17 protein-coding genes and 1 pseudogene are annotated in these 21932 nt (G+C 41.6%); 2 read left to right on the top strand and 16 right to left on the bottom strand.

What is annotated here, in order from left to right:
* Positions 1 to 222: 222 nt before the first annotated feature.
* The 7 genes from O9139_RS17405 to O9139_RS17375 form a co-directional block, all read right to left on the bottom strand.
* Positions 223 to 693, bottom strand: coding sequence for a nuclear transport factor 2 family protein (locus O9139_RS17405; RefSeq protein WP_270880744.1), 471 nt, complete (start codon positions 691 to 693; stop codon positions 223 to 225).
* A gap of 169 nt (positions 694 to 862) precedes the next feature.
* Positions 863 to 1216 (bottom strand): DsrE family protein, encoded by a 354-nt coding sequence (locus O9139_RS17400; protein ID WP_270880743.1) that lies wholly within the window; start codon positions 1214 to 1216, stop codon positions 863 to 865.
* 708 nt (positions 1217 to 1924) lie between these two features.
* Positions 1925 to 2872, bottom strand: coding sequence for an SLAC1 anion channel family protein (locus O9139_RS17395; protein WP_270880742.1), 948 nt, complete (start codon positions 2870 to 2872; stop codon positions 1925 to 1927).
* Positions 2873 to 3036: 164 nt separating this feature from the next.
* Positions 3037 to 3384, bottom strand: coding sequence for a putative quinol monooxygenase (locus tag O9139_RS17390; protein WP_270880741.1), 348 nt, complete (start codon positions 3382 to 3384; stop codon positions 3037 to 3039).
* 112 nt (positions 3385 to 3496) lie between these two features.
* Positions 3497 to 4243: an SDR family NAD(P)-dependent oxidoreductase gene (locus tag O9139_RS17385; protein ID WP_270880740.1), complete on the bottom strand. Its 747-nt coding sequence runs from the start codon at positions 4241 to 4243 to the stop codon at positions 3497 to 3499.
* A gap of 56 nt (positions 4244 to 4299) precedes the next feature.
* Positions 4300 to 5046: an SDR family NAD(P)-dependent oxidoreductase gene (locus O9139_RS17380; protein ID WP_270880739.1), complete on the bottom strand. Its 747-nt coding sequence runs from the start codon at positions 5044 to 5046 to the stop codon at positions 4300 to 4302.
* A gap of 37 nt (positions 5047 to 5083) precedes the next feature.
* Positions 5084 to 5416 carry a hypothetical protein gene (locus O9139_RS17375; RefSeq protein WP_270880738.1) on the bottom strand — a complete coding sequence of 111 codons (333 nt, stop codon included), beginning with the start codon at positions 5414 to 5416 and terminating at the stop codon, positions 5084 to 5086.
* 1195 nt (positions 5417 to 6611) lie between these two features.
* Between O9139_RS17375 and O9139_RS17370 the strand changes: the two are divergent.
* Positions 6612 to 6863 (top strand): annotated as a pseudogene (locus tag O9139_RS17370) (transposase); the annotation flags it as partial.
* Between the two features lie 248 nt (positions 6864 to 7111).
* On the opposite strand, the gene O9139_RS17365 reads toward O9139_RS17370, so the two are convergent.
* The 9 genes from O9139_RS17365 to O9139_RS17325 all read right to left on the bottom strand — a co-directional run bounded on the left by O9139_RS17365 (position 7112) and on the right by O9139_RS17325 (position 19884).
* Positions 7112 to 9973 (bottom strand): cache domain-containing sensor histidine kinase, encoded by a 2862-nt coding sequence (locus O9139_RS17365; RefSeq protein ID WP_270880737.1) that lies wholly within the window; start codon positions 9971 to 9973, stop codon positions 7112 to 7114.
* A 9-nt stretch (positions 9974 to 9982) separates the two neighbouring features.
* Positions 9983 to 11347: a response regulator gene (locus tag O9139_RS17360; RefSeq protein ID WP_270880736.1), complete on the bottom strand. Its 1365-nt coding sequence runs from the start codon at positions 11345 to 11347 to the stop codon at positions 9983 to 9985.
* Positions 11348 to 11477: 130 nt separating this feature from the next.
* Positions 11478 to 12833 carry an ABC transporter substrate-binding protein gene (locus tag O9139_RS17355; RefSeq protein WP_270880735.1) on the bottom strand — a complete coding sequence of 452 codons (1356 nt, stop codon included), beginning with the start codon at positions 12831 to 12833 and terminating at the stop codon, positions 11478 to 11480.
* Positions 12834 to 13069: 236 nt separating this feature from the next.
* On the bottom strand, positions 13070 to 13903 hold the full coding sequence (locus tag O9139_RS17350) for a carbohydrate ABC transporter permease (protein ID WP_270880734.1): 834 nt from the start codon (positions 13901 to 13903) through the stop codon (positions 13070 to 13072).
* A gap of 15 nt (positions 13904 to 13918) precedes the next feature.
* Positions 13919 to 14767, bottom strand: coding sequence for a carbohydrate ABC transporter permease (locus O9139_RS17345; protein WP_270880733.1), 849 nt, complete (start codon positions 14765 to 14767; stop codon positions 13919 to 13921).
* 48 nt (positions 14768 to 14815) lie between these two features.
* A complete protein-coding gene (locus O9139_RS17340; protein WP_270880732.1) occupies positions 14816 to 16189 on the bottom strand; it encodes an extracellular solute-binding protein in 1374 nt (457 codons plus the stop codon).
* A gap of 99 nt (positions 16190 to 16288) precedes the next feature.
* The gene (melA, locus tag O9139_RS17335) at positions 16289 to 17701 is read right to left on the bottom strand and encodes an alpha-galactosidase (protein ID WP_270880731.1); all 1413 of its coding nucleotides are present in this window, start codon (positions 17699 to 17701) and stop codon (positions 16289 to 16291) included.
* Entirely contained in the window at positions 17698 to 18777 is a 1080-nt protein-coding gene (locus O9139_RS17330; protein ID WP_270880730.1) for a Gfo/Idh/MocA family protein, read from the bottom strand. The genes melA and O9139_RS17330 overlap by 4 nt, the downstream gene beginning before the upstream one ends.
* A 6-nt stretch (positions 18778 to 18783) precedes the next feature.
* Entirely contained in the window at positions 18784 to 19884 is a 1101-nt protein-coding gene (locus O9139_RS17325; RefSeq protein ID WP_270880729.1) for an FG-GAP repeat domain-containing protein, read from the bottom strand.
* Positions 19885 to 20350: 466 nt separating this feature from the next.
* On the opposite strand from O9139_RS17325, the gene O9139_RS17320 reads away from it, so the two are divergent.
* A complete protein-coding gene (locus O9139_RS17320) occupies positions 20351 to 21802 on the top strand; it encodes an IS1182 family transposase (protein ID WP_270877866.1) in 1452 nt (483 codons plus the stop codon).
* The last annotated feature ends 130 nt before the right edge of the window (positions 21803 to 21932 follow it).

The raw sequence follows: 21932 nt of genomic DNA, 5'->3' as shown, positions 1-21932 counted from the left end.
TACTATACAAAATAAATTAATGTCAATTAATAAAATTTCCCAGATAATTTTTGAAATAATGTATCTGAATAGATTTTGGTCTCCTGAAAAGTATATTAATTCAAAAAAAAGAAACCCGTTTTTTAGAGTGGATTTCCCTCAAATCATCTCTATTTTAAATAACTAGCCTAATTTAATACCTATTGAAGCATTATTAAGTTTTCATCCCCATTCGCATGGTACTTAGTGAGAGTTTCTGTGCTGTGCAATGGACTCTTGAACCTTTTTCGCCCACTCTACTCTCGGAGCATCTGAACCATTGAAATCAGGATCTTGGTGCACATGTACCCGTTTAATGAGGTCACCGTCAAATTCAAACACGTTACAGAAGCGGCCATGCGAATACGCGTTACTTGGAAAAGCTTCGCCGGAAGTTGTGGTGCCTTTTACTTGTCCCTCAATTACTACATAATCACCGCTTGGCATAACATTAAAGTTCTTTATGTCGTGTTCCATATGGGCGATTTCTAAAGCCCCAAATCCTTGAGCAAGTAGGCCAATTTCATCCTTGCCGTGTACCATACCTACCTTCGGGAAATAAATCGTAGCATTATCTTTAAAAAGTGCCATTAAGCGTGGATCCCCTTCTTCAACATATCGGAAGTAATTGACTGCCGAATCAATACGTTTTTGCTGCAATTCAGTTTGGTTCATCAAAAGTCGCTCCTTAGAAAAAAATTATTAGCATTAAATTAGTGTGTTCTCACCGTTGCAATAAAGAGTACAGGCGTATTTTGGAAGATTATTATTGTCAATCTGCTTGAGCTTGAGGATTTTTAGTGGTAAATGCCCGTATATGAAATTTCCTATAGCTTCTAAAAAATTATAAAGTGATAATTTGATAACCTTCAGCAATTAATTTGGCAACACTAAAGTGGCCATCTACTTCCGCTAATGTATCAATACCAGCAGCTTTAACATCATCAGTGATACCGAAAGTATCAGCACAAGACTCACATGCTCCTGCAATAACGCCACTGGATTTTACCGCTTTATACAGGGGATTAAACATGTGCGAAGGATCTTCCAAAGTTTTTATCCAAACAGTGCCTTGGCCATCAAAGTAAATTTTAACTTCAATGTTTGCTTCATTCAGTTCTTGTGCATATAAGAGTGCATGAGCTGCTCTGCCCATTTCATTTTCTGTTGCATGAACAATAATTGCTACCTTTTTCATTCTTAAAACAGCTCCTATTTTATAATTTTTTGATAATTTATTCAGGTTACGGATACTATAAATTATTGTTTTTAATTAATTTATTTTTAATTTTCTTTCCTCCCTTTTTTAACGACCAAAAACATCATAGCCCGAATGATGGGATTCCTTCTGTAATTTTTTTGCAGAGTATTGCTGATTCATGCTTACCATAGAAACAGATATATATTTGTAAAGTTTCAAGCCTGAAATATCAGGCTATTTTTATTTGCTGCCGTTTACGTGTAAGTTCATTCACTTTCAAAAATAAAATAAGTTATATGTTGAAATATTGCCCGTTTTCCCTCCTCCTTATCTGCTCCCCTATTATAAGGCTAACCATTTATTTATTCTGTTATCTATCTTACAAAAGTCGGATGTGCTCGATTTTAGTAACCCAACTAATTAATTCGCATGGCAATGATATTCATCACGAATATCTCTGATTACAGTTCAAAAATTAATTTGAACTGCTGATTTTATTGCATATATTTGAATGTAAATAGTGATAATAAATGAATTCAGAAAAGGTTGAGAATATTGAATTGCAGATATTAATAAATAAGGACTCATAAAATAATAGTAAAAAAGGTAGAACTTATGAGTAATACGATCATATATGGACTGACATTACTTTTGCTAGTTCTCTCCTATTGGAAAGAAAAAGAAAGACCAAAAACTCACATGTCATTAACCCTGCAGCAGCTTTCCACTAATTAAGTGTTTAATAGTCCGAATAAAAATAATAACAATAACAGATGTAGTCAAGATAAGGATAAAAGCTGCAATGACCTTCGTCGGCCATGTGTTTACATACAGGGCATACTTCAAAGCTGCATTGCTAAGAACAGCCAATGGAAAGCTTACTGCCCACCAAGCCGTACTAAACGGAATGGACTTATTAACTGCCTTGAAAAACAATACCATGAATAAAAAAAGTCCAAAATAAAACAAAATTGATGCAGATATATCAATAGATTTTGTCATAGCTACATATGCAAGAAAGCCAACCTCAAAAGGTGCAATCAAAATTAACAAAGAGGGGTTCATGCCTGCTGCCATAGGTTCGTGATGGATCAATCGAGTAAAAATCATAGTCAAGAAAATGAGGGACGAAACGCCCCCTACCGCTAAACAAAATAAGTTCAATTCATGAATCCAAGCAAACGGCATTGCAACCCCCGTAACTGGTACATTCAAAATGGCAACAGCAGGAATTAACATGGCAGGAACAGCATGTTGTGGATCCTGTTTAACCTTAAATAAACGAGATACCATGAAGTAGCTTAATAATATTGTTAGACTTGTACCTATTATCCAAATCGCTTGCCCAAGAATTTGGTTGTAAGGTAAAATGACTGAAGAAAGAAGTAAGATAGCAACGGTGATCGCTCCATAGAAATTACCGCCAATTGGGTTTGAAAACTCTGAATAAATAACACTTGGGAATTTCACCCACTTTATGGCAAAAAAAACACTTAGAAGCACAAACATAATGATACCCATCAAACCAATCAATTCTGCAATCAGCGAGGAGGTTCCAAACAGATTATGAGATAACCTTCCAGCAAGCGAAAGTCCTGATATGCCCATAACCGAGCCAAATGAGTTAACAGATAAAAATTTTAGTCGATCCATTCTAGATGATCTCACTTGTGATATTCCTTCTTTACTAATTATTTTTTACTTTCTAAAATTCCTTATTAGCAATTATTAATTGAGATTGAGCCAATTATAAGAAAAAGGAACAGCTCTCAATTTTCAAGTAGCTGAACCTTTTAATGAAAAACTTTAAGTTGATTTTAGGAAAAGTGTTTACCAGCAGTAATCGTAGTTCCCCATTCTCCGAATGTTGAGTAGAAACCAAGCTCTCTACCCAACAAGAATTCTGCTGCACGAGTGTATGGACCTTGACGGTAAGCTTTCGTTTCTTCCTCTGCCAGCCAAGTCTCCTTAGAACAATTCCAAATTTCGTAGAGTACAATTTCATCAGGATCATCAACGTTCTCATGTACAATCCCATTTACAAAAGTTGGTTCTTTGGACATTGTATCAAAGAGCGGCTTTAGGTTATCAAAAAAGGCTTGTTTATCTGAGTTAGCTTTCAACTTAAAGCGAGCAATAATTACTGTCTGTTCTGTTTTATTCATTTTAAATCCTCCAATAATAATTATATTTTTTTCGTTCATTCTTAGTATTTATACATTAATCTCAGGCACAAATTCTTGTACTTTGTGCTTGCCCGAACTGTGTTTTCTTCTGTTAAATTTGGGCTAAGCCCCCGTCTACGAATAATTCTACGCCGTTCACATAACTGCTTTCCTCTGAGGCCAAGAACGCAACGGCGTTCGCAATCTCCTCCGACTTACCTACACGGCCCATAGGAACGGTAGTCTTAGCTGACTCGAGGACATGATTAAGTGCATCGCCAAACAAACTATCATAGGAAGGCGTGTATATCATGCCCGGACTCACCACATTTATTCGCAATCCGGTGCCTTTTAGATCCAAAATCCAATTCCGTGCCATTTGACGAACTGCCGCTTTGGAAGCACCGTATACGCTGAATGCTGGATCGCCTAGCGAGCCCGTTGTAGAACCGGTCAAAATAATCGATCCAGTTTGATTTGGGAACAATGGCAACGCTTTTTGAACAGTGAACAGGGTCCCCTTCACATTCACGTCAAACGTGTTTCGGTACTGTTCTTCCGTAATCTGACCCAGAGGAAGAAATGTTCCGAGTCCTGCGTTAGCGAACAAGATATCCAGATGTCCTTTCTCCCGTTTAACCGTCTGGAAAAGCCTATCCAAGTCCTCCAGATTGGAAACATCACCTTGAACACCAGTCACTCGCTCCCCGATTGCATTTACAGCCTCATTCAGCTCACTTTGCCTACGTCCGGTTACAAAAACATGCGCTCCTTCTGCAACAAATCGTTTAGCTGTCGCAAGACCAATTCCGCTTGTGCCTCCAGTGATAACTGCAACTTTACCTTCAAATTTCCCCACTCTTAACACCTCCTTTTATTTTGAGTACGAATAGAATGATATTAATTTTCACGACATTAAATTTGAGCAACTCCACCGTCTACGAATAACTCTATTCCATTAATATAACTACTTTCATCTGAGGCGAGGAACATCACAGCATTAGCAATTTCTTCAACGGTTCCAACCCTGCCTAGTGGAGTTATATTTTTAGCATGTTCTAGAACTGAATTAGTATTCTCAGCGAACAAGTAATCATACGCAGGCGTATGAACAAATCCAGGGCTTAGGACGTTTACACGGATTCCTGTCCCTTTTAAATCAAGGATCCAGTTACGAGCCATCTGCCTAATCGCAGCTTTTGAAGCTCCGTAAACACTGAACGCTGGATCGCCAATAGACCCCGCTGTTGAACCAGTCATGATTATAGTTCCAACGTTATCGGGAAACAAAGGCAGAGCTTTTTGAACAGTGAAAAGCGTTCCTTTAACGTTAACATCAAAAGTTTTATCGTAATGCTCTTCTGTAATTTCTCCCAATGGAAGCATATAACCAAGCCCTGCATTCGCAAAGAGTATGTCTAGATGTCCACTTTGTCTCTTAACCAAAGCATAGAGCTTGTCTAAATCCTCCAGCTTAGAAATGTCTCCTTGAACACCAGTTACATTGTTCCCAATTTGTTTTACCGCTACATCAAGCTCCGCTTGTCTGCGTCCTGTAATATATACATGAGCACCTTCTTTTGCAAACTGCGTGGCTGCTTGAAGACCAATTCCGCTTGTACCTCCTGTTACTACTGCTACTTTCCCATCAAATTTCCCCATATTCTTTTTCCCCTTTACTAACGTTTATATTGAATGATTAATCTGAAGTCGGCTTGTCTATAAATACAGTCAAGGAATGAATGGAACCATTCTCTACTACAGCAATGAAGTCTTGCCCAGTAATCACGATTGGATTCTCAGATGATTCGTACCTCCAACTAAACCTCGCTTGTTCATGATGTTCGTCTACTGTACCGGGAATAACCGTGAACACTTTTCCAGGATTTTTGGCTTGTACTTCATCAATCAGGTCATCTTGAGCGTCATGACCAACAATTACATCGGAGAAAAACGGATCAAACACCCGGCAGTTTGATGTGTAAGCTTCTTGAATATTAATTCTTCTTTTATTGGAGTCTGTTAACTCCAAATTTAAATGTGTTTATATTAATTGTTCAATTGTTGAACTCATTTACTTTTTTCCCGGATACTTTAATTAACAATGCACATTGGTTAGTATGTTTTTACATTCACTCTATAATGCAATCAGCTGATTTTTTATCTATTAAATTTATGCTTCGTGGCCACAAGAGTCATTATGGAACAAAAGTTACTAAAAAAAAAGTACTTACTTTCTGGTTATATAGTATGTAAAAAGTAATATTTAAGCCTTAATGCAGTATATGATTTATATGGAAGTTATTCCCAATCTATATTGATTGTATGAAACTTTCCTCCGGCAACGCGGTTGCATCAAAGATCGGAGCTAGCGTAAAGCAAGGTGCCTCTAAGTATATTAATCATGTCCATCCTCTTAGGTACTTCCTTTGTTTCGATGACAAGATTTACAACAGGTCTACGTCACAGTTTTACCTGCTTATATACCTATCAGCGCAGTCAGCGTTTGAAAAAGCTGACTATTTCTACTATTGTAAGATCATTTCCGTATCACATTTTCCAATATCTTATTACCAGACTTTCCTGCAACAAAACCCCATTCATTATTTTGAGCAAGACTAACAGTTCCACTTTTCCCTTGGAGAGTTTCCGCTCTTTCTTAAATGCAGTTTCATATAGCTCAATTACAATGCAACTATATGTAGAAGCAGTAATAATTATCATGAATTTGAAATGATTTAATTGGTTATAATTAAATAATTATTGCCGTTACTAAGTAGTATTAAAAGCATAAGTTACTCGGCGTCTGATTGCTCTGGATGCTGAACTATCGTTACTGTTAGTTATTCAAAGAAAATCATGTTTTGCCTGAAATCATTGATTTACAGCTTTTTTCAATTGGAGAAAGGTCGGCTTTTGTAAAATTTGTTTCAGACCGATCCATAAATAACAAACAGCGGCAGACTAAGACTTCATAACAAAGTCTTAGTCTGCCACTGTTGTCATTGAACTAACTAAACATTTTCGGTAGTTCAACCATTGGCCGTGTATTATTCATCAATGAGTTGTATATAATTCCCTTGCACGTTAGCTGAGAAGCAGCCTATAAACCTGTCAAGACGATGCGAATTAATTTATACTTTATCGTTTTACATGAATCTCATTTATTGACCATCGGTGCATGCTTAAGTCTACCGATGCTTTTGTCATACAGATACTCCAAATGGCATGCTTTGAAGAAACAAGGAATTACCCAAAGCATGTCACGCAAAGGAAATTGTTACGATAACGCGGTGATGGAGAACTTCTTTGGCATTATGAAGTCGGAGTTTCTTTATCTTAATGAATTTGAAAGTGTAGATCACTTTAAGCTAGAACTAGCACGATACATTGATTACTACAATCACAAACGCATCAAATCAAAATTAAAAGGCATGAGCCCGGTACAATACCGTGCTCACGCCCAACAGGTTGCATAAAATATTTGTCTAACTTTAGGGGGTCACTTCACTTTTGGCCGGCTGCCGCTGATTGTCCCAATGGAAAGAATTGTGGTTTCGTAGAATTATATCACAACGACTGAAGGGTATTGCACTTCCTCACCGTTCCGACTTTAAAGGCGGCCGATTTTGGCCACCTCTTGTCTAATAATGTAATGACACAAATCTGCCTACATTACTAACATAAAGTTCCTTACATTGAGTAGCTGTTTAGTAGCATCCTCATATCATAAGAGGCTTCGTTGAATCATGATTCTGATTTTAGAACCTTGCAGTGGCTCACTTTCAACTGACATATCGACATGATCGTGATAAAACAACTTCAACCTTTGATAGACATTACGTAATCCTACGCCACTTCCTTGATTAAGATTTCCTTCGTGCTCCACCACAGAGCTGCTATAAGGCTGTTGCAAGCGAGCACGTAGAGTAGCCAATTGCTCTTCATCCATTCCGACACCATTATCGCAAACCTCAATGACTAAATGATTATTTTCAAGATGTGCGCTAACGCTAATTAATCCGCCAGACATGTAGCTTCCAATCCCATGTTGGATGGAATTTTCTACAAGCGGTTGAAGAATAAATTTCATAACCGGAACCTCTCCTGCCCCGTCTGTAATCGACCACTCAACCTTAAACTGCTCCGGAAAACGAATTTCCTGGATCCTAATGAAATTACGAATATGCTCAAGTTCTACACTGAGTGGGACGATGGTATCGCCAGTGGAGATGCTATACCGAAAAATTCGGGCTAACGAGCTCACCATGATACTAACATCTGCCGCCTTATATTTCCTTGCCCTCATATCGATAGCCTGAAGGGTATTGTATAGAAAATGGGGATTGATTTGCTGCTGCAGCATCCTCAGCTCTGCTTTCGATTTAAGGGCCAGGAGTTCGTTCTCCCGGACTCGATTGATGACGTTCTCTTCCAGCAACTCTTGTATCCGGATTACCATTTGGTTAAAACTGTTAACGAGAACACCGATTTCGTCATGCTTGGAATAGAAAAGAAATTGATTAAAATTGCCCTTGCCAACGAATTGCATCATTTCGCTGAGCCGCGTCAAAGGCTTAATCATAAACTTAGATAAAAACCAGGCCATGAGGAAAGACAACATAATAATCGCTAACAAAATCATAATGTTTCTATATAATAGTTCAGTATTACGTAGCGTTAAATTATCCATCGAGGTGAAGACGAACATCGTCCAGTCCGTGTCCGGCACTTTCTGACTGACAGCTACATGATCGATGCCATCGATCTTACGGTTCCAAGACATACCGTTCGTCCCGCTTCTTCCAAATTCAGCCTGTAATTCCTTAGCAGTTGGATACAGATTTCCACGTGGGCTGTTTTCATAGACGAACCCCCCATCTCCGTTCACAATAACAAAATTAGATTGCTCAACGAAGCTTTCCACCGGAAATGAGTGGGCTTTCAGCACAAATTGAACCACACCTAATACTGTTCCATTAGGATTTACGACTGATTTAAACACACTTACTGCTTGATGCTTGAAAATGTCTCGATCCTGACTATTCCATACCGGAATACCGCTGCGCAAAAGTCTGGAATTGACATCCATTGGATCGATGTTAAGCTGACTGTAGCTGGGAAATGCCGAAGAATACACGGGCTTGCCCTTCTGATCGTACAACACGAAATAAGAAGTAATGTCGCTTAGCTCCTGATAAGAATTCATGATCGAGTCGCTTGCGCTGTTCTTTCCATTAAAGCTAGATAAGATTTTCTGCAAATGGCTGTCTGAAGCAAGATGATAAATCAGGCTTTCATAGGTGTTCATCTGCCCCCTGACATCTGCCATCATGAGGCTGCTGTTTAGCTTCACCTGTTTGGTCAATTGATCTTTAGCATATCGATAAAGGACATTTGAGCCGAAAACCCCAGAAACCAGAACCGGAATAATAACAACGATCAAATGGAGTTTGAACATTTTGTATTGCAAGGTAGAGGAAGCTGCTTGTGAGTTGTATTTAAGCTCAGCAAGGCTGATATTGGCCAATTGGGAAGTCGTAACCTGTTTATGAATGAGCTTCGACAACCGATGAAAAGGCTTTAGTGTGTGAGTCGACAGATAATGAGCCATGACGCATGCGACAATAAGACCAATCAGCGAAACGAAGACGTTCATCAGCAAAATGTGCATCTCAGGCGTATTTGTGATTGGTGCCCGCTTAGCGAACCAAAGCTTAAAACCATAGGGAGATAGTGTTGTGCTTTCCATCTCGTAACTGGAAGAACCAACTGAAAATGACCATCGTGAGCCGTCAGTCGGTGCATGCGAAAGCATATCATGAGCCATTCGTGGATTCAAATAATTGGTCCACACAAGCTCTCCGTTTCCGCTTGCAAGCGTAAAAGTGACATCTTCCTGAATGTCAGGTGCAATAATTCTCGCCGCAAAGTCCGGATTTAATGCAACGAATACAAGCGAATTACCCATGTTCGAACTGTTGCCGATAACAACTCTCCCTTCCAATTGTTCGATGAACCGATTTATCCGCATGTCTACCTCAGCATCTCCCGTACTAATTGCCCTTTTAGACAGCTGTCCTTTTCCATAATAAACAGTCAAGCCAGAGTTGCCGATCAATATGTCCGTAATGCCGGCCCGCCTTAACTCATCCAACGTTGGTGTTCCTTTCGGGAACCATGTTTGGGAACCGATAAATTTAAGGAAGCTTCGCTGACCATCATTTCCTCCAACAAGTATTATTTTCTCCAAGACATCAGACGAGATATGTAGATTGTTGATTTTCTCATTAAGCTCCTCATCCTTGCTTTCAAGATTTTTCAGTGAATCCTGATACGTAGCTAAAGATGAAGGATCCTCCGTATAGGCGGTCGACAGCATCATAGTTGCAACGGAGTTTGCCGATTTAAATGCCGATAATATATGCGATTGAGTTGTTTCGAACAAAGCTTGGTTACTGTTGTTTCTTGCTTCTAGTCCAATCTGTCGGATATTCCAATACCCGATCCAATTGAACAAAAGCTGAGATGCAATGGAAAGAATCATGGTACTCACTATGATTCTTTGCTTCTGACTCAAATGTCCCATAATCATAGCTCATCCTTCAGGAAAATGATGGAGACGGTATTCAAGAGGTGTTTTACCCGTTGCTTTTTTAAATATATCGGAGAAATATCGGGGGATTTCATAACCAACTCTCTCCCCAACTTCATATATTTTGAAGTCCGTCTCAACGAGCAGTCGTTTGGCTGCTTCAATTCGGCAATCCGTCAGGAACTGAATAAAATTGACCCCAGTTACTTGTTTGAACAGGTGGCTCAAGTAACCAGCACTCATATGCACAAAGTCCGCTACATCGACAAGTGAGAGCGACCGGTCGTAATTGTTCAGAATGTACGATTTGGCATCGTCAACCAACTTGTGGCTATTATCCATTTCCGGAGCATGCGGATAGACGTGCTCGGGCATGACTTCGATAAATGACGGCTTAGGGAAGTGACTTTGCGTTGTCGATAGGGCAACCATCTTATTCGCCTTCGAATCCATCAAAGAGAACACTCTTTCAGAGTCTTCACGAGACAAAGATAATGCATGATGATCCGAGACCTTCATCCCTGCAGTGATCGTAATCGTCGTTCGAAACAAGCCTCGAAGCCGAAAAAACTCTTTATGTATTCGATTAAGCCGATCTTCAAGCCCCTTATGGAATAATTCGGGTAAATTTTCTTCTGATTGGCTAACGGCGAGCAAATAAGCTAAACCTGATTCGTTGACCGTGTAATGATAACCTAATCCAGCATCATCCCAAAGCTCAGTCAGCATATTTTCCAGTGCAAACAGAACGAGCTGACGCTCTTTTTCCGAACGCTGGTTCAATTCTTCAAAACGCTCCAGCCTCAGGGTGCATACAGAGTACCAATCACTCTCCAGAATAATCTCCCCGACAGCGCACCCTTCCTCGACGGTATCCGCCGAAAGCGGGCGGTCTAGCAACTGCTTGAGAAAATATTTTCGTAATAGTCTTGCTGATAACTTGGCACGTCTATTCATCGTCTCTTGCTTATACTCGGCTTGCCTCTTGTCATCTAATTGTTTGGTAATTTTACCGATAACACTTTCCAGCTCGTTCTCGTCGACAGGCTTAAGCAAATAATCGACGATACCTAACTGCAATCCTTTTTTTACGTAATCGAATTCGTTATATCCAGATAGAAATACAACTTTCGTAAAAGGAAACTGTTGTGATACCCGCTCCACTAGTTCAATACCATCAAGGAACGGCATCCTGATATCGGACAAGACGATATCAACCGGCTGGCTCAACAGAAATCGATATGCTTCTAGACCATTCTCGCAAAGTCCGGCACATTCCAAATTAAGCCCTATTTCTGAACAGACGTCTTTAACACCTTCTCGCACCTCTCGTTCGTCATCTACAATCAGAAGCTTGTAGGCTGTCATTAGGCTCTCTCTCCTGTCATCTGTCTTTTTTCACATTACGAATTGTGAGCATTCGTTGACGTAAGGTTTTTGGAGGATAACATAATAAAATAATGGAGGCCGTGATCGCGAACTTTATTCATGACGTCATTCACTCATTAAAGTTGTAGCCATTTTCTCTCAGCTTATCTAAGACTTCTTGAATTTCGGTCATTGCCTCCTCGGCGGTTACAGTTCCCCTAATAACTGCCTGAATCTGGAACTGAAACTCTTGCACGATTTCCTGTGGCCAATACCAATCCAAGAAGGTGGATGTATCCGGAAGGTAGTTGTCAGTCAATTCTTTAATCAGCGGATTGGTAGACATCGGAGCATTCTTGTTGGATGGAATCGATACACCAGTCTGTGTGGATAGAATCTTTTGAATCGGTATTGAGTAATAGTATTCCATAAGTTTGGCCGCTAGGTCTTTGTGCTCCGGTACGATATTGCTGTACATAGCAAACGCGTTGCCTCCAGCCCCAGTCATTTGTACCTTAGCACCTGCCTTCACCTCGGGAAAAAATGTAATGCCAAGCTTGCCGCCTAGTGATTTACGGAAGCTGTCCAGCTCCCAGGTACCGCCGTAAAACATGGCTGCTTTACCAGCTACAAATAAAGCCTTGCCTAATTCGGAATCAGCGCCATTGACGCCCGGCTGGAAAATGCCATCCTTACCAAACTTAGCTAGCGCGTCCATAGCCTCGATATAATCAGAATCCGTGAATTTGGCTTTGCCGGTTAGTACGGCTTCCGTCCTTTCCAAACCTTTGTTTTCGGACATTTGAAAGAACGTCTCGAAAAACCACATCGGCCACATGAATTTACTTGCTCCGCCGAATGCAATTCCTTGTATGCCATGCTTGTTTAGCTCTTTCGTCACATTCACTAAGTCTTCATAAGTAACCGGCGGTGTCAGCTTGTATTTTTGGAAAATGCCCTTATTGTAATAAACGGCACTTGTCATGGAATCTCCATAAGGATAAGCGTATATCTTTCCATTGAATGTAAATGCGTCCAGTGCTGATTTATTAAATAAAGAGTCTTTGTTCTTCAGTACATGATCAAGCGGAGCTAGGAGCCCTCTAGTGAATAGCGTTCTTACATACTGACCATTCAGGAACATGAGGTCAATCTGCGAATTGCTGTTTGCAGCAACGGAAATCTTATGAATTTGATCTGCTGATTTTGTTGTGATAAATTGTAAATCGACATTGTACGTTTTTTCGAATTCACCGAATATTTTTTCTAACGTTGATTTATCATTATAAAAATTTTTATCATCAACTGCATAGATATACAGGGTTTGTTTCTCGGAAGGTGCAGGTTTACTAACGTTTCCAGCAACGACACCCACTGTCTTCACAGGAGTTTCAGAAGTACCACTTGTCCCTGAACATGCGGAAAGTAGATTTGATAACAGTATTGACAATACACCGATGGTTAACCATTTCCTTACTTGTGCCATGGGTCCTCACCATACCTTAAGGTAGTCGTAACCGTTTTCATTTCTATCATAACGAAGGAGAGAATCGATTGGAACTTAAAATTTTCCATAACTGTGTAATTCTTTTCTCGATATTATAGCCCTCAACGACAAGCGTCAGTTATGTTCTAGTTTAAGTATAAAGACCTCCAAAGAAGGAAAATGGAGGTCTATTCGATGATATTCGCCAAGACAGCATATATTTTCTAGACCGTTGGCTAGAGCTTTAAAGCACCTTGTGTAAGACCCGATATGAAGTATCGCTGAAAGACAAGGTAAACGATAATCATCGGCAACACGGTTGCGGACAAAGCGGCAAAAACTTCGCTATAGTTGGTATCGGTAAATTGTTGAGTAAAAGCCATCATGCCGAGCGGAATGGTATAGTTTGCTGGATCCTTAATCATAACTAAGGCCAGGAAGAAATCGTTCCACACACCGATGAATGTCAAAATAACAACCGTCGCCATCCCCGGCCGTGATAAGGGGAAAACGACTTTCCAAAGAATGCTTATTCTCGATGCGCCGTCAATTTCTGCAGCCTCGTCTAATTCACGCGGGATCGAGCGAATAAATGTGGTCAGAAGGAATATAGAGAACGGCATACTACCAGCGACGTGGGGCAGAATCAATCCTAATTTCGTGTTGTAAATGTGGAGCAGCAGTTCTACTTTAAATAAGGGAATCAGGGTAATCTGAGCCGGAATCATAAGTGCGGATAAGAATATCAGCATCAATATTTTGCTGAATCGGGATTCAAAACGGGCAAACGAGTAGGCTCCCAAATAACTGACAAGGATGACTAGCACAATGGTTGCCAAAGAAACCAGGATACTGTTCCAATACGTCGTAGACAATTTGGCTATTCTCCATGCAATAGCATAGTTCTCCCATAACCATGCTTTCGGAGCCCACCATAAATTGGTATAAAATTCTCCTTGATCCTTAAGGGAGCTGAATAGCATCCATAATAACGGATACGAAGTCATAACTGAAAAGAATAACAGGATCAAGTGGGAAACGCCTTTAATCACCAGATTTTGCACTCGCATAAAATCCTCCTTCCCTCAGTATTCAAATTTTCGCATGAAACGGATTTGGATAAAGGTTACGGCTCCGATGAGAAGAAGCAGCAAATACGAAATAGCGGCCCCATAGCCGAACGAATGGAACTGAAAGGCCTGTGTATACGTATACGTCATGATCACTTCCGTGGCATGATAAGGTCCACCAGCTGTCATTACATAAATAATGTCGAATACATTAAAAGCGCCCATGGTTGCTATCGTTATATTTATAATGATAATCGGCATCATCAGAGGTAGCGTAATCTGCCTGATGTTTTGCCAGCGCGTGGCTCCATCTACCCGTGCAGCTTCGTATAAATCCGTCGGGATGCTTTGTAAACCGGCAAGGAAAAGCACCACATGATAGCCAAACCATTTCCATATATCGACGGCGATTACAGATGCTAAGGCAAATCTGGCATCACCAGTCCAAGCGATTTGTGTTTGAAATCCAAAAGCACCAAGTAGATTGTTGAACAGACCGAAAACAGGGTTATAAATCCAAGACCACAGAATCCCCACGGCAACAAAAGACAATACAATCGGAATAAATACAGCGGTACGATAAAATGTGATGCCCTTCATCTTCTGATTGAGTAAAATTGCCAGAAAGAGACCGAGAATGATTTTACCCGCAACCGTAAAAATGGCGTAATATACATTGTGCAGCAAAGCTTCCCATACAAATTTATCTTCAATCGCGCGTAGATAGTTACCGAAACCAACGAATTGGGATTCAGATATGCCGTCCCAGTTAAGCAGGCTGTAATAAAATCCTGTAATGACTGGATAGAGTGTAAATATGATAAACAGGACAGTAGCTGGGACGAGAAGAAGGATAGGAAACATCCTTCTTCTCCAAACGATCAGGTTTGTCATTAAGATCAACAACCTTTTCTATTCTTTTTTGTCAAAGTTATAACCCTTGGCTACTAGATCATCGAATGTCTTTTGAATCTCTTGCATCGCCGCCTCAGGCTCTTTTTGTCCACCGACTACGGCTTGAATATTTTGTTGAAAAGCTTTCGTAATTTCAGGTGGCCAATACCAATCCAGAAACGTCACCGTATCCTTCAAATAGTTCTTTGTCAAGTCGTCAATCACAGGATCAGTGGAGTTTGATTTTACATTGACATTGACTGCAAAAACACCATTATTATCGTTAAGCATTTGCTGTTGCAGCTTATCACTCGTCCAATAATCCAGGAACTTTTTAGCCAAAGCTTCCTTGTTGGGGTCAATCGTTGAAGAAATCGCCAAGGCTGCACCGCTTCCCCCCGTCGATTCGGCTTTGATTCCAGCTTGATCGGAGATCAGAGGAAATTTTGCAACGGCTAAATCTATCTTGCCTCCCGAGTCTTTAGCCGATTTAATAAATCCGGCAGATTCCCAACTTCCTCCATAAAACATAGCTGCTTTTCCAGTTGAAAAGATTGCTTTGGCTGCGGTAGCATCCACACCATTAACTCCGGGAATATAGGATCCGGACTTACCGATTTGCTGAAGTGCCTTCATAGCTGCTACATAATCCGCATCGGTGAATTTGGCTTTACCTCGAAGCGTATCCATGGTCCGCTCAACTGATTTATTACCGCTGGCTTGAGCGAATGTTTGAAAGAACCACATAGGCCACATATAGATGTCTTTGCCCATAAATGCGAAAGTACTCAATCCTTTTTGCTTCAGTGCCGCATTAAGCGCTTCGAGGTCCTGTAAAGACGTGGGCGGCTTGAGTCCATTAGCATCAAGAATCTTCTTGTTATAAAAAATGGCACTGGTTGACATGGAGCCGGTAGGAACTCCGAAGATCTTGCCTCCAAACGAGAACGGACTTAAGGCTGCTGTATTAAATCGATCCTTATAGGGGCTTACCTGATCCGTAATATCCTTAATCATCCCGGCTGTTGACATAAAACGAACATCTTGCCCATTCAGTCTCAAAATGTCGATCGTTTGTTTAGCGTTATGGGAAGCCATAAACGTTTCCATAAACTTATCACTTTTTGTTGTAACGACTTTTATTTTTACCTTGTTCTCGTCTTCGAAGCTTTTCCAGTACTTCCCTTCTTTGTCTACATCGATATCGACTCCAAAAAAGACAAGTTCTGAGACAGCCTTATCATTACTAGTCTTCGATTTGTCTTCCCCTGAAGCTACAGCTGGTTTATCCGTGTTTCCGCTGTTTCCACTTCCACCCGCTGACGAGCAGGCTGCCATAAAACTAATGAGGGAGATCGAAAGAAGTCCCGCTAAGCCTTTAGTGAGCTTCATAGACTGTAACCCCTTTCACACTTTTCAATTTTCGTGAAATTGCAAATATGCTGGATCACTACCTTAAGATGTTATGGCTATGATGGTAGGGCAGCATACTTACTTCGCCAACTCGCCAAACCTGGAGAAAATGGCCAAGGCTGGATCAATAGGCACTTCGGCACGTTGAACATTTTCCGGGATTTTGATCGTCGGTGTCGGCCGCAGTGTTTTTCCGGCGAATTGCGGAAGCCACTGTTTTTCGGACTCCAGCATTTCCGCAACCATATCCCGTATCTCCTTCAGCGTTAATACGGATGAAGTGAGCGGATCGAGCGCACAAGCCTGAACGACGGTCTCCGGATCGCCCGTTTTTGCAGCCAGTACCGCGAGCCGCTGCACATTGATGTTGGTCAAGTTTAATGCTGCGCATTGCGGTGGGAGTTCACCAACAATCGTGCGATGCAATCCGGTTCGATCCGCATATACAGGCCCTTCGGCACAGCATTCAGGCGGCAGGTTAGTAATCATACCGTCATTGCGGATGTTACCACTGAACTTGAAGGTTTTTCCGGTTTCGAGTGCTTCAATAATATAGGCGCAGTATTCTACACTGCGAGGTGGTAAATCATCCGATTCCTGCGACAAGATTTCTTCATCTTGATATTTGTTCGCGACATAGTTGCACCAGGTATAATACGCGCCTGATTCCCCGCCAAAGGACGGTTCATCACAGTACAAGTCCAGCGCTTTCTGATTTTTCCGGAACCATGGCACATATTCGGATAAATGGCCTGTCGATTCCGTCATGAAATAACCAAAGTGGCGGAACACTTCACCACGAACCTTCTCATTGACGTAATACTCAGGATGCTCGAACTTATCGCGAAGCAGCGGATACAGATCTTGACCTTTGTGTTCGAGCTTAATAAACCAGCCCATATGGTTAATGCCCGCGCTGACAAAATCGATCTCGCTCTTAGGCAGGTCTACATAGCCTGAAATCAGATCTAAGGTCGTTTGAACGCCATGGCAAAGTCCAACGAAATTGATGTTCGTTTCACCCAGTGCCCAGCAAATCATCGCCATTGGATTCACATAATTAAGCAGGATTGCATGGGGACATAGTTCTTCCATATCCTTTGCGACCTCAAGAACAACCGGAATACTCCGTAAAGCACGGAAAATACCGCCAGGCCCAAGTGTGTCACCAATGCACTGGTCGACACCGTATTTCAGCGGGATCTTATAGTCCAGCTCGAAGGCTTGCACGCCACCGATTTGAAAGGAACAGATGACATAATCGGCGTCCTTCAAAGCTTCACGCCGGTCTGTCGTAATCGACACTTTGGTCTTCAAACCGTTCTTTGCAATGACTTTGTCAGCGAAAGCATTCACTTGGGATGTTTTTGTCGTTGATGGGGCCATAAGAACAAATTCGGAATCTTCGAGATCCTTTGTCGCCATGATGTCTAGCATTAGAGTTTTGCAAAAAACAATACTGCCTGCGCCGATTATCGCGATTTTCCTCATAGGATTGCCCCCTTCGAATTTAGTTCATAGCGAGCCATAAAACGTATATAATCCTCAGCCAACTTGAGATCCTCAAGCGCCTCTTTCGCTAGGCATGGTGCGGGTCGCTCCCCACGGATAGCAGCAATAAAATTCTTTGCTTGGTTGCGCATGGCAGATAGATTCGGCATAATCGGCTCCAAATACGACGGCGATTCTTTGCCGTTATCACGCATAACGGTTACCTTTCCTGCGCGTTGCCGGGCAAGCGGGGCTGGTAGATCAATACGCACAAAGCCTTTTTGGAAACATACCACGATATGCTCGTGCCACTCGATCGAGGTCGAATATGGCGCCATCTCTAGCGTTACCGTAACACCGCTATCACTTTCTCCTGCTAGAAGTACACCGGATTTGTCTGCAAACGTCAGACGGTATGATTCTCCGAGCAGGAAACGGATCGCATTAACCTGGTGGATGTAATAATTTACGAATGCATCCAAATGATTGGTCTGATCTTCATTGAACTCATCTGGACCAAGCTCTTTATCGATAGCAGGAAAGGGCTCGTCGACAGAAAGAGGCTTATCGGCTCCGTTCACCCAGTCGCCTGGAGGCATCGTAACCCGGATATATTGCAGCTTGCCGAATTCTCCACTATTTTTCCACTGTTCAACCAACGATTTGGCGTATTCCATGGCGGGATCAGACCTTTTATGATATCCGACCATGTGCATGGCACCATGCTCCTCGCCCAACCTGACAAGCTCCTCGCCGGCCTTAACAGAAAGGGCTAATGGTTTTTCTGTAAATACTGGAATGCCTGCACGTAAGATGTCTGGAATAATCGCGTAATGGTGGCGAAAAGGCTGAGGTGCTACAATTGCATCAACTTCTGCGCTCTTGAGCAATTCGTTGTGATCGTTAAATACTTGTGGTACCCCGTAGCGTTTGGCCACTAATTCCGCCGTTTGTCTGCGCGGTTCAGCAAGTGCTACCACCTCGCATTCATTCTGTAGGACAACATAATTGGACAGATGCGCCATTTGACCCATTCCACCAACACCGACAAAACCAATCCTTAACTTTTTCGTCACGATCCATTACTCCTTCTTACCCAAATTTTCAAATAAAAATAGGCCTTCTTTGCCGGGAGCAACAATGTCAAGATAGCCGTTGCCAGTCAGGTCTTCAATCCACATGTAAATGCCGTTACCGGAAGCTTCGCCGGCAGCACCATAATCAATCGTATATTTTTCGAACGTGCCATTTTTGATCTTAAAATAGTAGATCCCCACCGGATCCTCCGTACCAGGATCAGTGTTATGGGCTCTATATCTTTTACCAGCAACCAGCTCGAGTTCACCGTCATTGTCCAAATCAACTAGCTGCAAATCGTGGTACTGGGAAACCGTTAAATCGATGTCATGCTTGATCCAGCTTCTGGTGCCGTCCTGCGCGATAGCCTGCTCATACCAATGCAACCCGTAATCATGAGCCTGGCCGACGATAAGATCACATAAGCCGTCTTCATTAACATCGTAGCCAAGAATGGGGATACTTGCCGATCCTAGAGAAAATTCAGGATGAAACGTCCAAGGGCCTTTCATCGGATCCTCGGGCTGCTCGAGCCATCCTCCGGTCAGAACGATATCTGTACGTCCATCCCCGTTAATGTCCGCGAACCCTAAACCGTGACCGCTCTTCTCTTCGTGAATCACCACCTTCTGGAACTTGCCAGTCCCTTTCCCGTGTTGATCACATATAAGCTTATAGAATACCTGAGGTCCACCAGGGGTATTGGGGAAAATTTCAGGCGTTCCACATCCATCAATATCAAAATAACGAATAGTTTCGATATTTGCGCTGGCTTCAATGTCTAGCGTTGCCCATTCGCCGCCGGCCGGTCCCGGATTACGTCGCCAACGGAGCGTATCTGCGAAATAAGAACCTGTAATTATGTCCATATAGCCATCTCCGTCTACATCTAAGGGGTAATCGGAGAAATCATCGTGGTAATAACCGACTTTACCAGCCTCAACTCCAGCTACGTCGCATATTTTGTGTCGTTTCACATAATCTGGACCTTCATACCAATAAGCTCCGCTAACGATATCAGGTATACCGTCGTTGTTAACATCGAATACAGCACATGCTTCGTAGGGAGTATCATCGAGCTTCCTTTTTTTGAAAACAATAGACATATCCGAGACTCACCCTCCAAGAAAGTTACTTTACTTTTACTTTGCTCAACTGACGATTTCTTTCGTTCTTGTTCTTTGGCCTCCCCCGTTTAGAATGTTCTTTACTTACATGTTCATCATAGCTGTAGACCAGACATTGTTAAATTCAGAATTTTTCAGAACGATTCAGATTTTTAGCGATGTTACAGACTAAAAGTATTAGCTGTTTAACAAATCAGGCTATAGTCGTGGGGAATATATCGCTTCAATTCTCGATTCGCAGAAGTAGAGCTAATATAAAGCAAGCACATAAATAATGTAGGTATTTCAATTTAAGAAAGAAAACAAATACGAAAAACACCATCGAATTAACCGAGGCCACTGAAAAAGTCCTTCGTATGATAAAGACACACCCTGCTCAAGTTTTTGTGAGGATGGTGTGTCTTTTCTCTGTATAATTAAGGTATTAAACCAAGTAGGTGAAAAAATGATTCAAAAACAACAATCTATGACTTTTAGCCCTTATTTGGAACTTTATAACTTGGTGGTACCGAAAGACAATATGTTACGGCAAATCAACGAACTAGTTGACTTCTCTTTTGTATATGAAGAACTGAAGGAACGTTACTGTCTAGACAACGGCCGAAATGCGATCGACCCCATCCGAATGTTCAAGTACTTGCTATTGAAGGCCATTTTTGAACTGTCCGACAACGACATCGTCGAACGTTCGAAGTACGACATGTCGTTTAAATATTTTCTTGATATGGCACCTGAAGATCCAGTGATTGACGCTAGTTCCTTAACCAAGTTTCGGACGCTGCGACTGAAAGACTCGAATTTACTTGACATGCTCGTGGGTAAAACAGTTGAAATTGCATTGGAGAAGGGCATTATTAAAAGCAAAGCCATCATTGTCGATGCTACTCATACCAAAGCCCGTTACAACCAAAAATCCCCGCGGGAAATCTTGCTGGATCGTTCACGCAAGTTAAGAAGAGCGGTCTATAAAGCTGATGAGTCGCTGAAAGCCAAGTTCCCAGTTAAGAATACCAGTAATGTACTTGAAGACGAGATCGACTATTGTCAAAAACTCATAGCTGTTCTTGAAGCTGAAGGTGGTATTTGCGAATTACCAAAAATTAAAGAACCATTGAATTTCTTGAAAGAAACAGTTGCCGATGACCTGCAACAATTACGGATTTCAGAAGATCAGGATGCAAAGGTCGGTCACAAAAGCGCGGACTCTTCGTTCTTTGGCTATAAGACCCATCTTGCCATGACCGAGGAACGAATCATAACAGCTGCCATTGTCACGACGGGTGAAAAGAATGATGGAAAGCAACTGCAATTACTCATCGAAAAAAGCAAGGCAACAGGCATGGAAATCAAGTCCGTCATCGGAGATACAGCTTACTCTGAAAAAGACAATATCGTTTATGCGAAAACCAATAATATTGAACTTATTGCAAAACTAAATCCGCTTATTACACAAGGGGCGCGTAAGAAAGAAGATGAATTTCAATTTAATAAAGATGCAGGCATGTATGTGTGCAAGGCTGGCCATATGGCGACTCAGAAGGCACGGACAGGGAAAAAGGGAGTAAACGATAACCAAAAGAATACCTACTACTTCAATATAGAAGTGTGTAAGAGGTGCCCGTTCAAAGAGGGATGCTACACCGAAGGAGCAAAAAGCAAGACCTACTCGGTGAGTATTAAGTCTAGCGAGCATACTGAACACATCGCCTTTCAGGAAAGTGAGTACTTCAAAGAAAAGGCGAAGGAACGCTACAAAATAGAGGCGAAGAACAGTGAACTAAAACATAGACACGGATATGACGTTGCGTCATCTTCGGGTCTGGTTGGCATGGAGTTACAGGGGGCGATGACGATATTTACCGTTAACTTAAAGAGAATATTGAAACTGATGAAGTGAGCAACCAGCTATAAAGGCTTTCCTAGACAGTAAAAGACGGCCCCAATACCCAAAAACTGGGAATTATGGTCGTCTTTTATTTTATGTTCTTCAGTTGTTCCGTAAAAATCACAAGTTTTTCAGTGGCCTC

Source organism: Paenibacillus aestuarii (assembly GCF_027789125.1).
GTDB classification, from domain to species: domain Bacteria; phylum Bacillota; class Bacilli; order Paenibacillales; family NBRC-103111; genus Paenibacillus_E; species Paenibacillus_E aestuarii.
The sequence above is the reverse complement of the archived record's forward strand: the minus strand, read 5'-3'. Positions and strand labels throughout refer to the sequence as shown.

Coding starts and splice junctions, on each gene's coding strand:
- O9139_RS17405 (WP_270880744.1), bottom strand. CDS start 693: ATGAACCAAACTGAATTGCAGCAAAAACGTATTGATTCGGCAGTCAAT.
- O9139_RS17400 (WP_270880743.1), bottom strand. CDS start 1,216: ATGAAAAAGGTAGCAATTATTGTTCATGCAACAGAAAATGAAATGGGC.
- O9139_RS17395 (WP_270880742.1), bottom strand. CDS start 2,872: ATGGATCGACTAAAATTTTTATCTGTTAACTCATTTGGCTCGGTTATG.
- O9139_RS17390 (WP_270880741.1), bottom strand. CDS start 3,384: ATGAATAAAACAGAACAGACAGTAATTATTGCTCGCTTTAAGTTGAAA.
- O9139_RS17380 (WP_270880739.1), bottom strand. CDS start 5,046: ATGGGGAAATTTGATGGGAAAGTAGCAGTAGTAACAGGAGGTACAAGC.
- O9139_RS17365 (WP_270880737.1), bottom strand. CDS start 9,973: ATGGGACATTTGAGTCAGAAGCAAAGAATCATAGTGAGTACCATGATT.
- O9139_RS17360 (WP_270880736.1), bottom strand. CDS start 11,347: ATGACAGCCTACAAGCTTCTGATTGTAGATGACGAACGAGAGGTGCGA.
- O9139_RS17355 (WP_270880735.1), bottom strand. CDS start 12,833: ATGGCACAAGTAAGGAAATGGTTAACCATCGGTGTATTGTCAATACTG.
- O9139_RS17350 (WP_270880734.1), bottom strand. CDS start 13,903: ATGCGAGTGCAAAATCTGGTGATTAAAGGCGTTTCCCACTTGATCCTG.
- O9139_RS17345 (WP_270880733.1), bottom strand. CDS start 14,767: ATGTTTCCTATCCTTCTTCTCGTCCCAGCTACTGTCCTGTTTATCATA.
- O9139_RS17340 (WP_270880732.1), bottom strand. CDS start 16,189: ATGAAGCTCACTAAAGGCTTAGCGGGACTTCTTTCGATCTCCCTCATT.
- melA (WP_270880731.1), bottom strand. CDS start 17,701: ATGAGGAAAATCGCGATAATCGGCGCAGGCAGTATTGTTTTTTGCAAA.
- O9139_RS17325 (WP_270880729.1), bottom strand. CDS start 19,884: ATGTCTATTGTTTTCAAAAAAAGGAAGCTCGATGATACTCCCTACGAA.
- O9139_RS17320 (WP_270877866.1), top strand. CDS start 20,351: ATGATTCAAAAACAACAATCTATGACTTTTAGCCCTTATTTGGAACTT.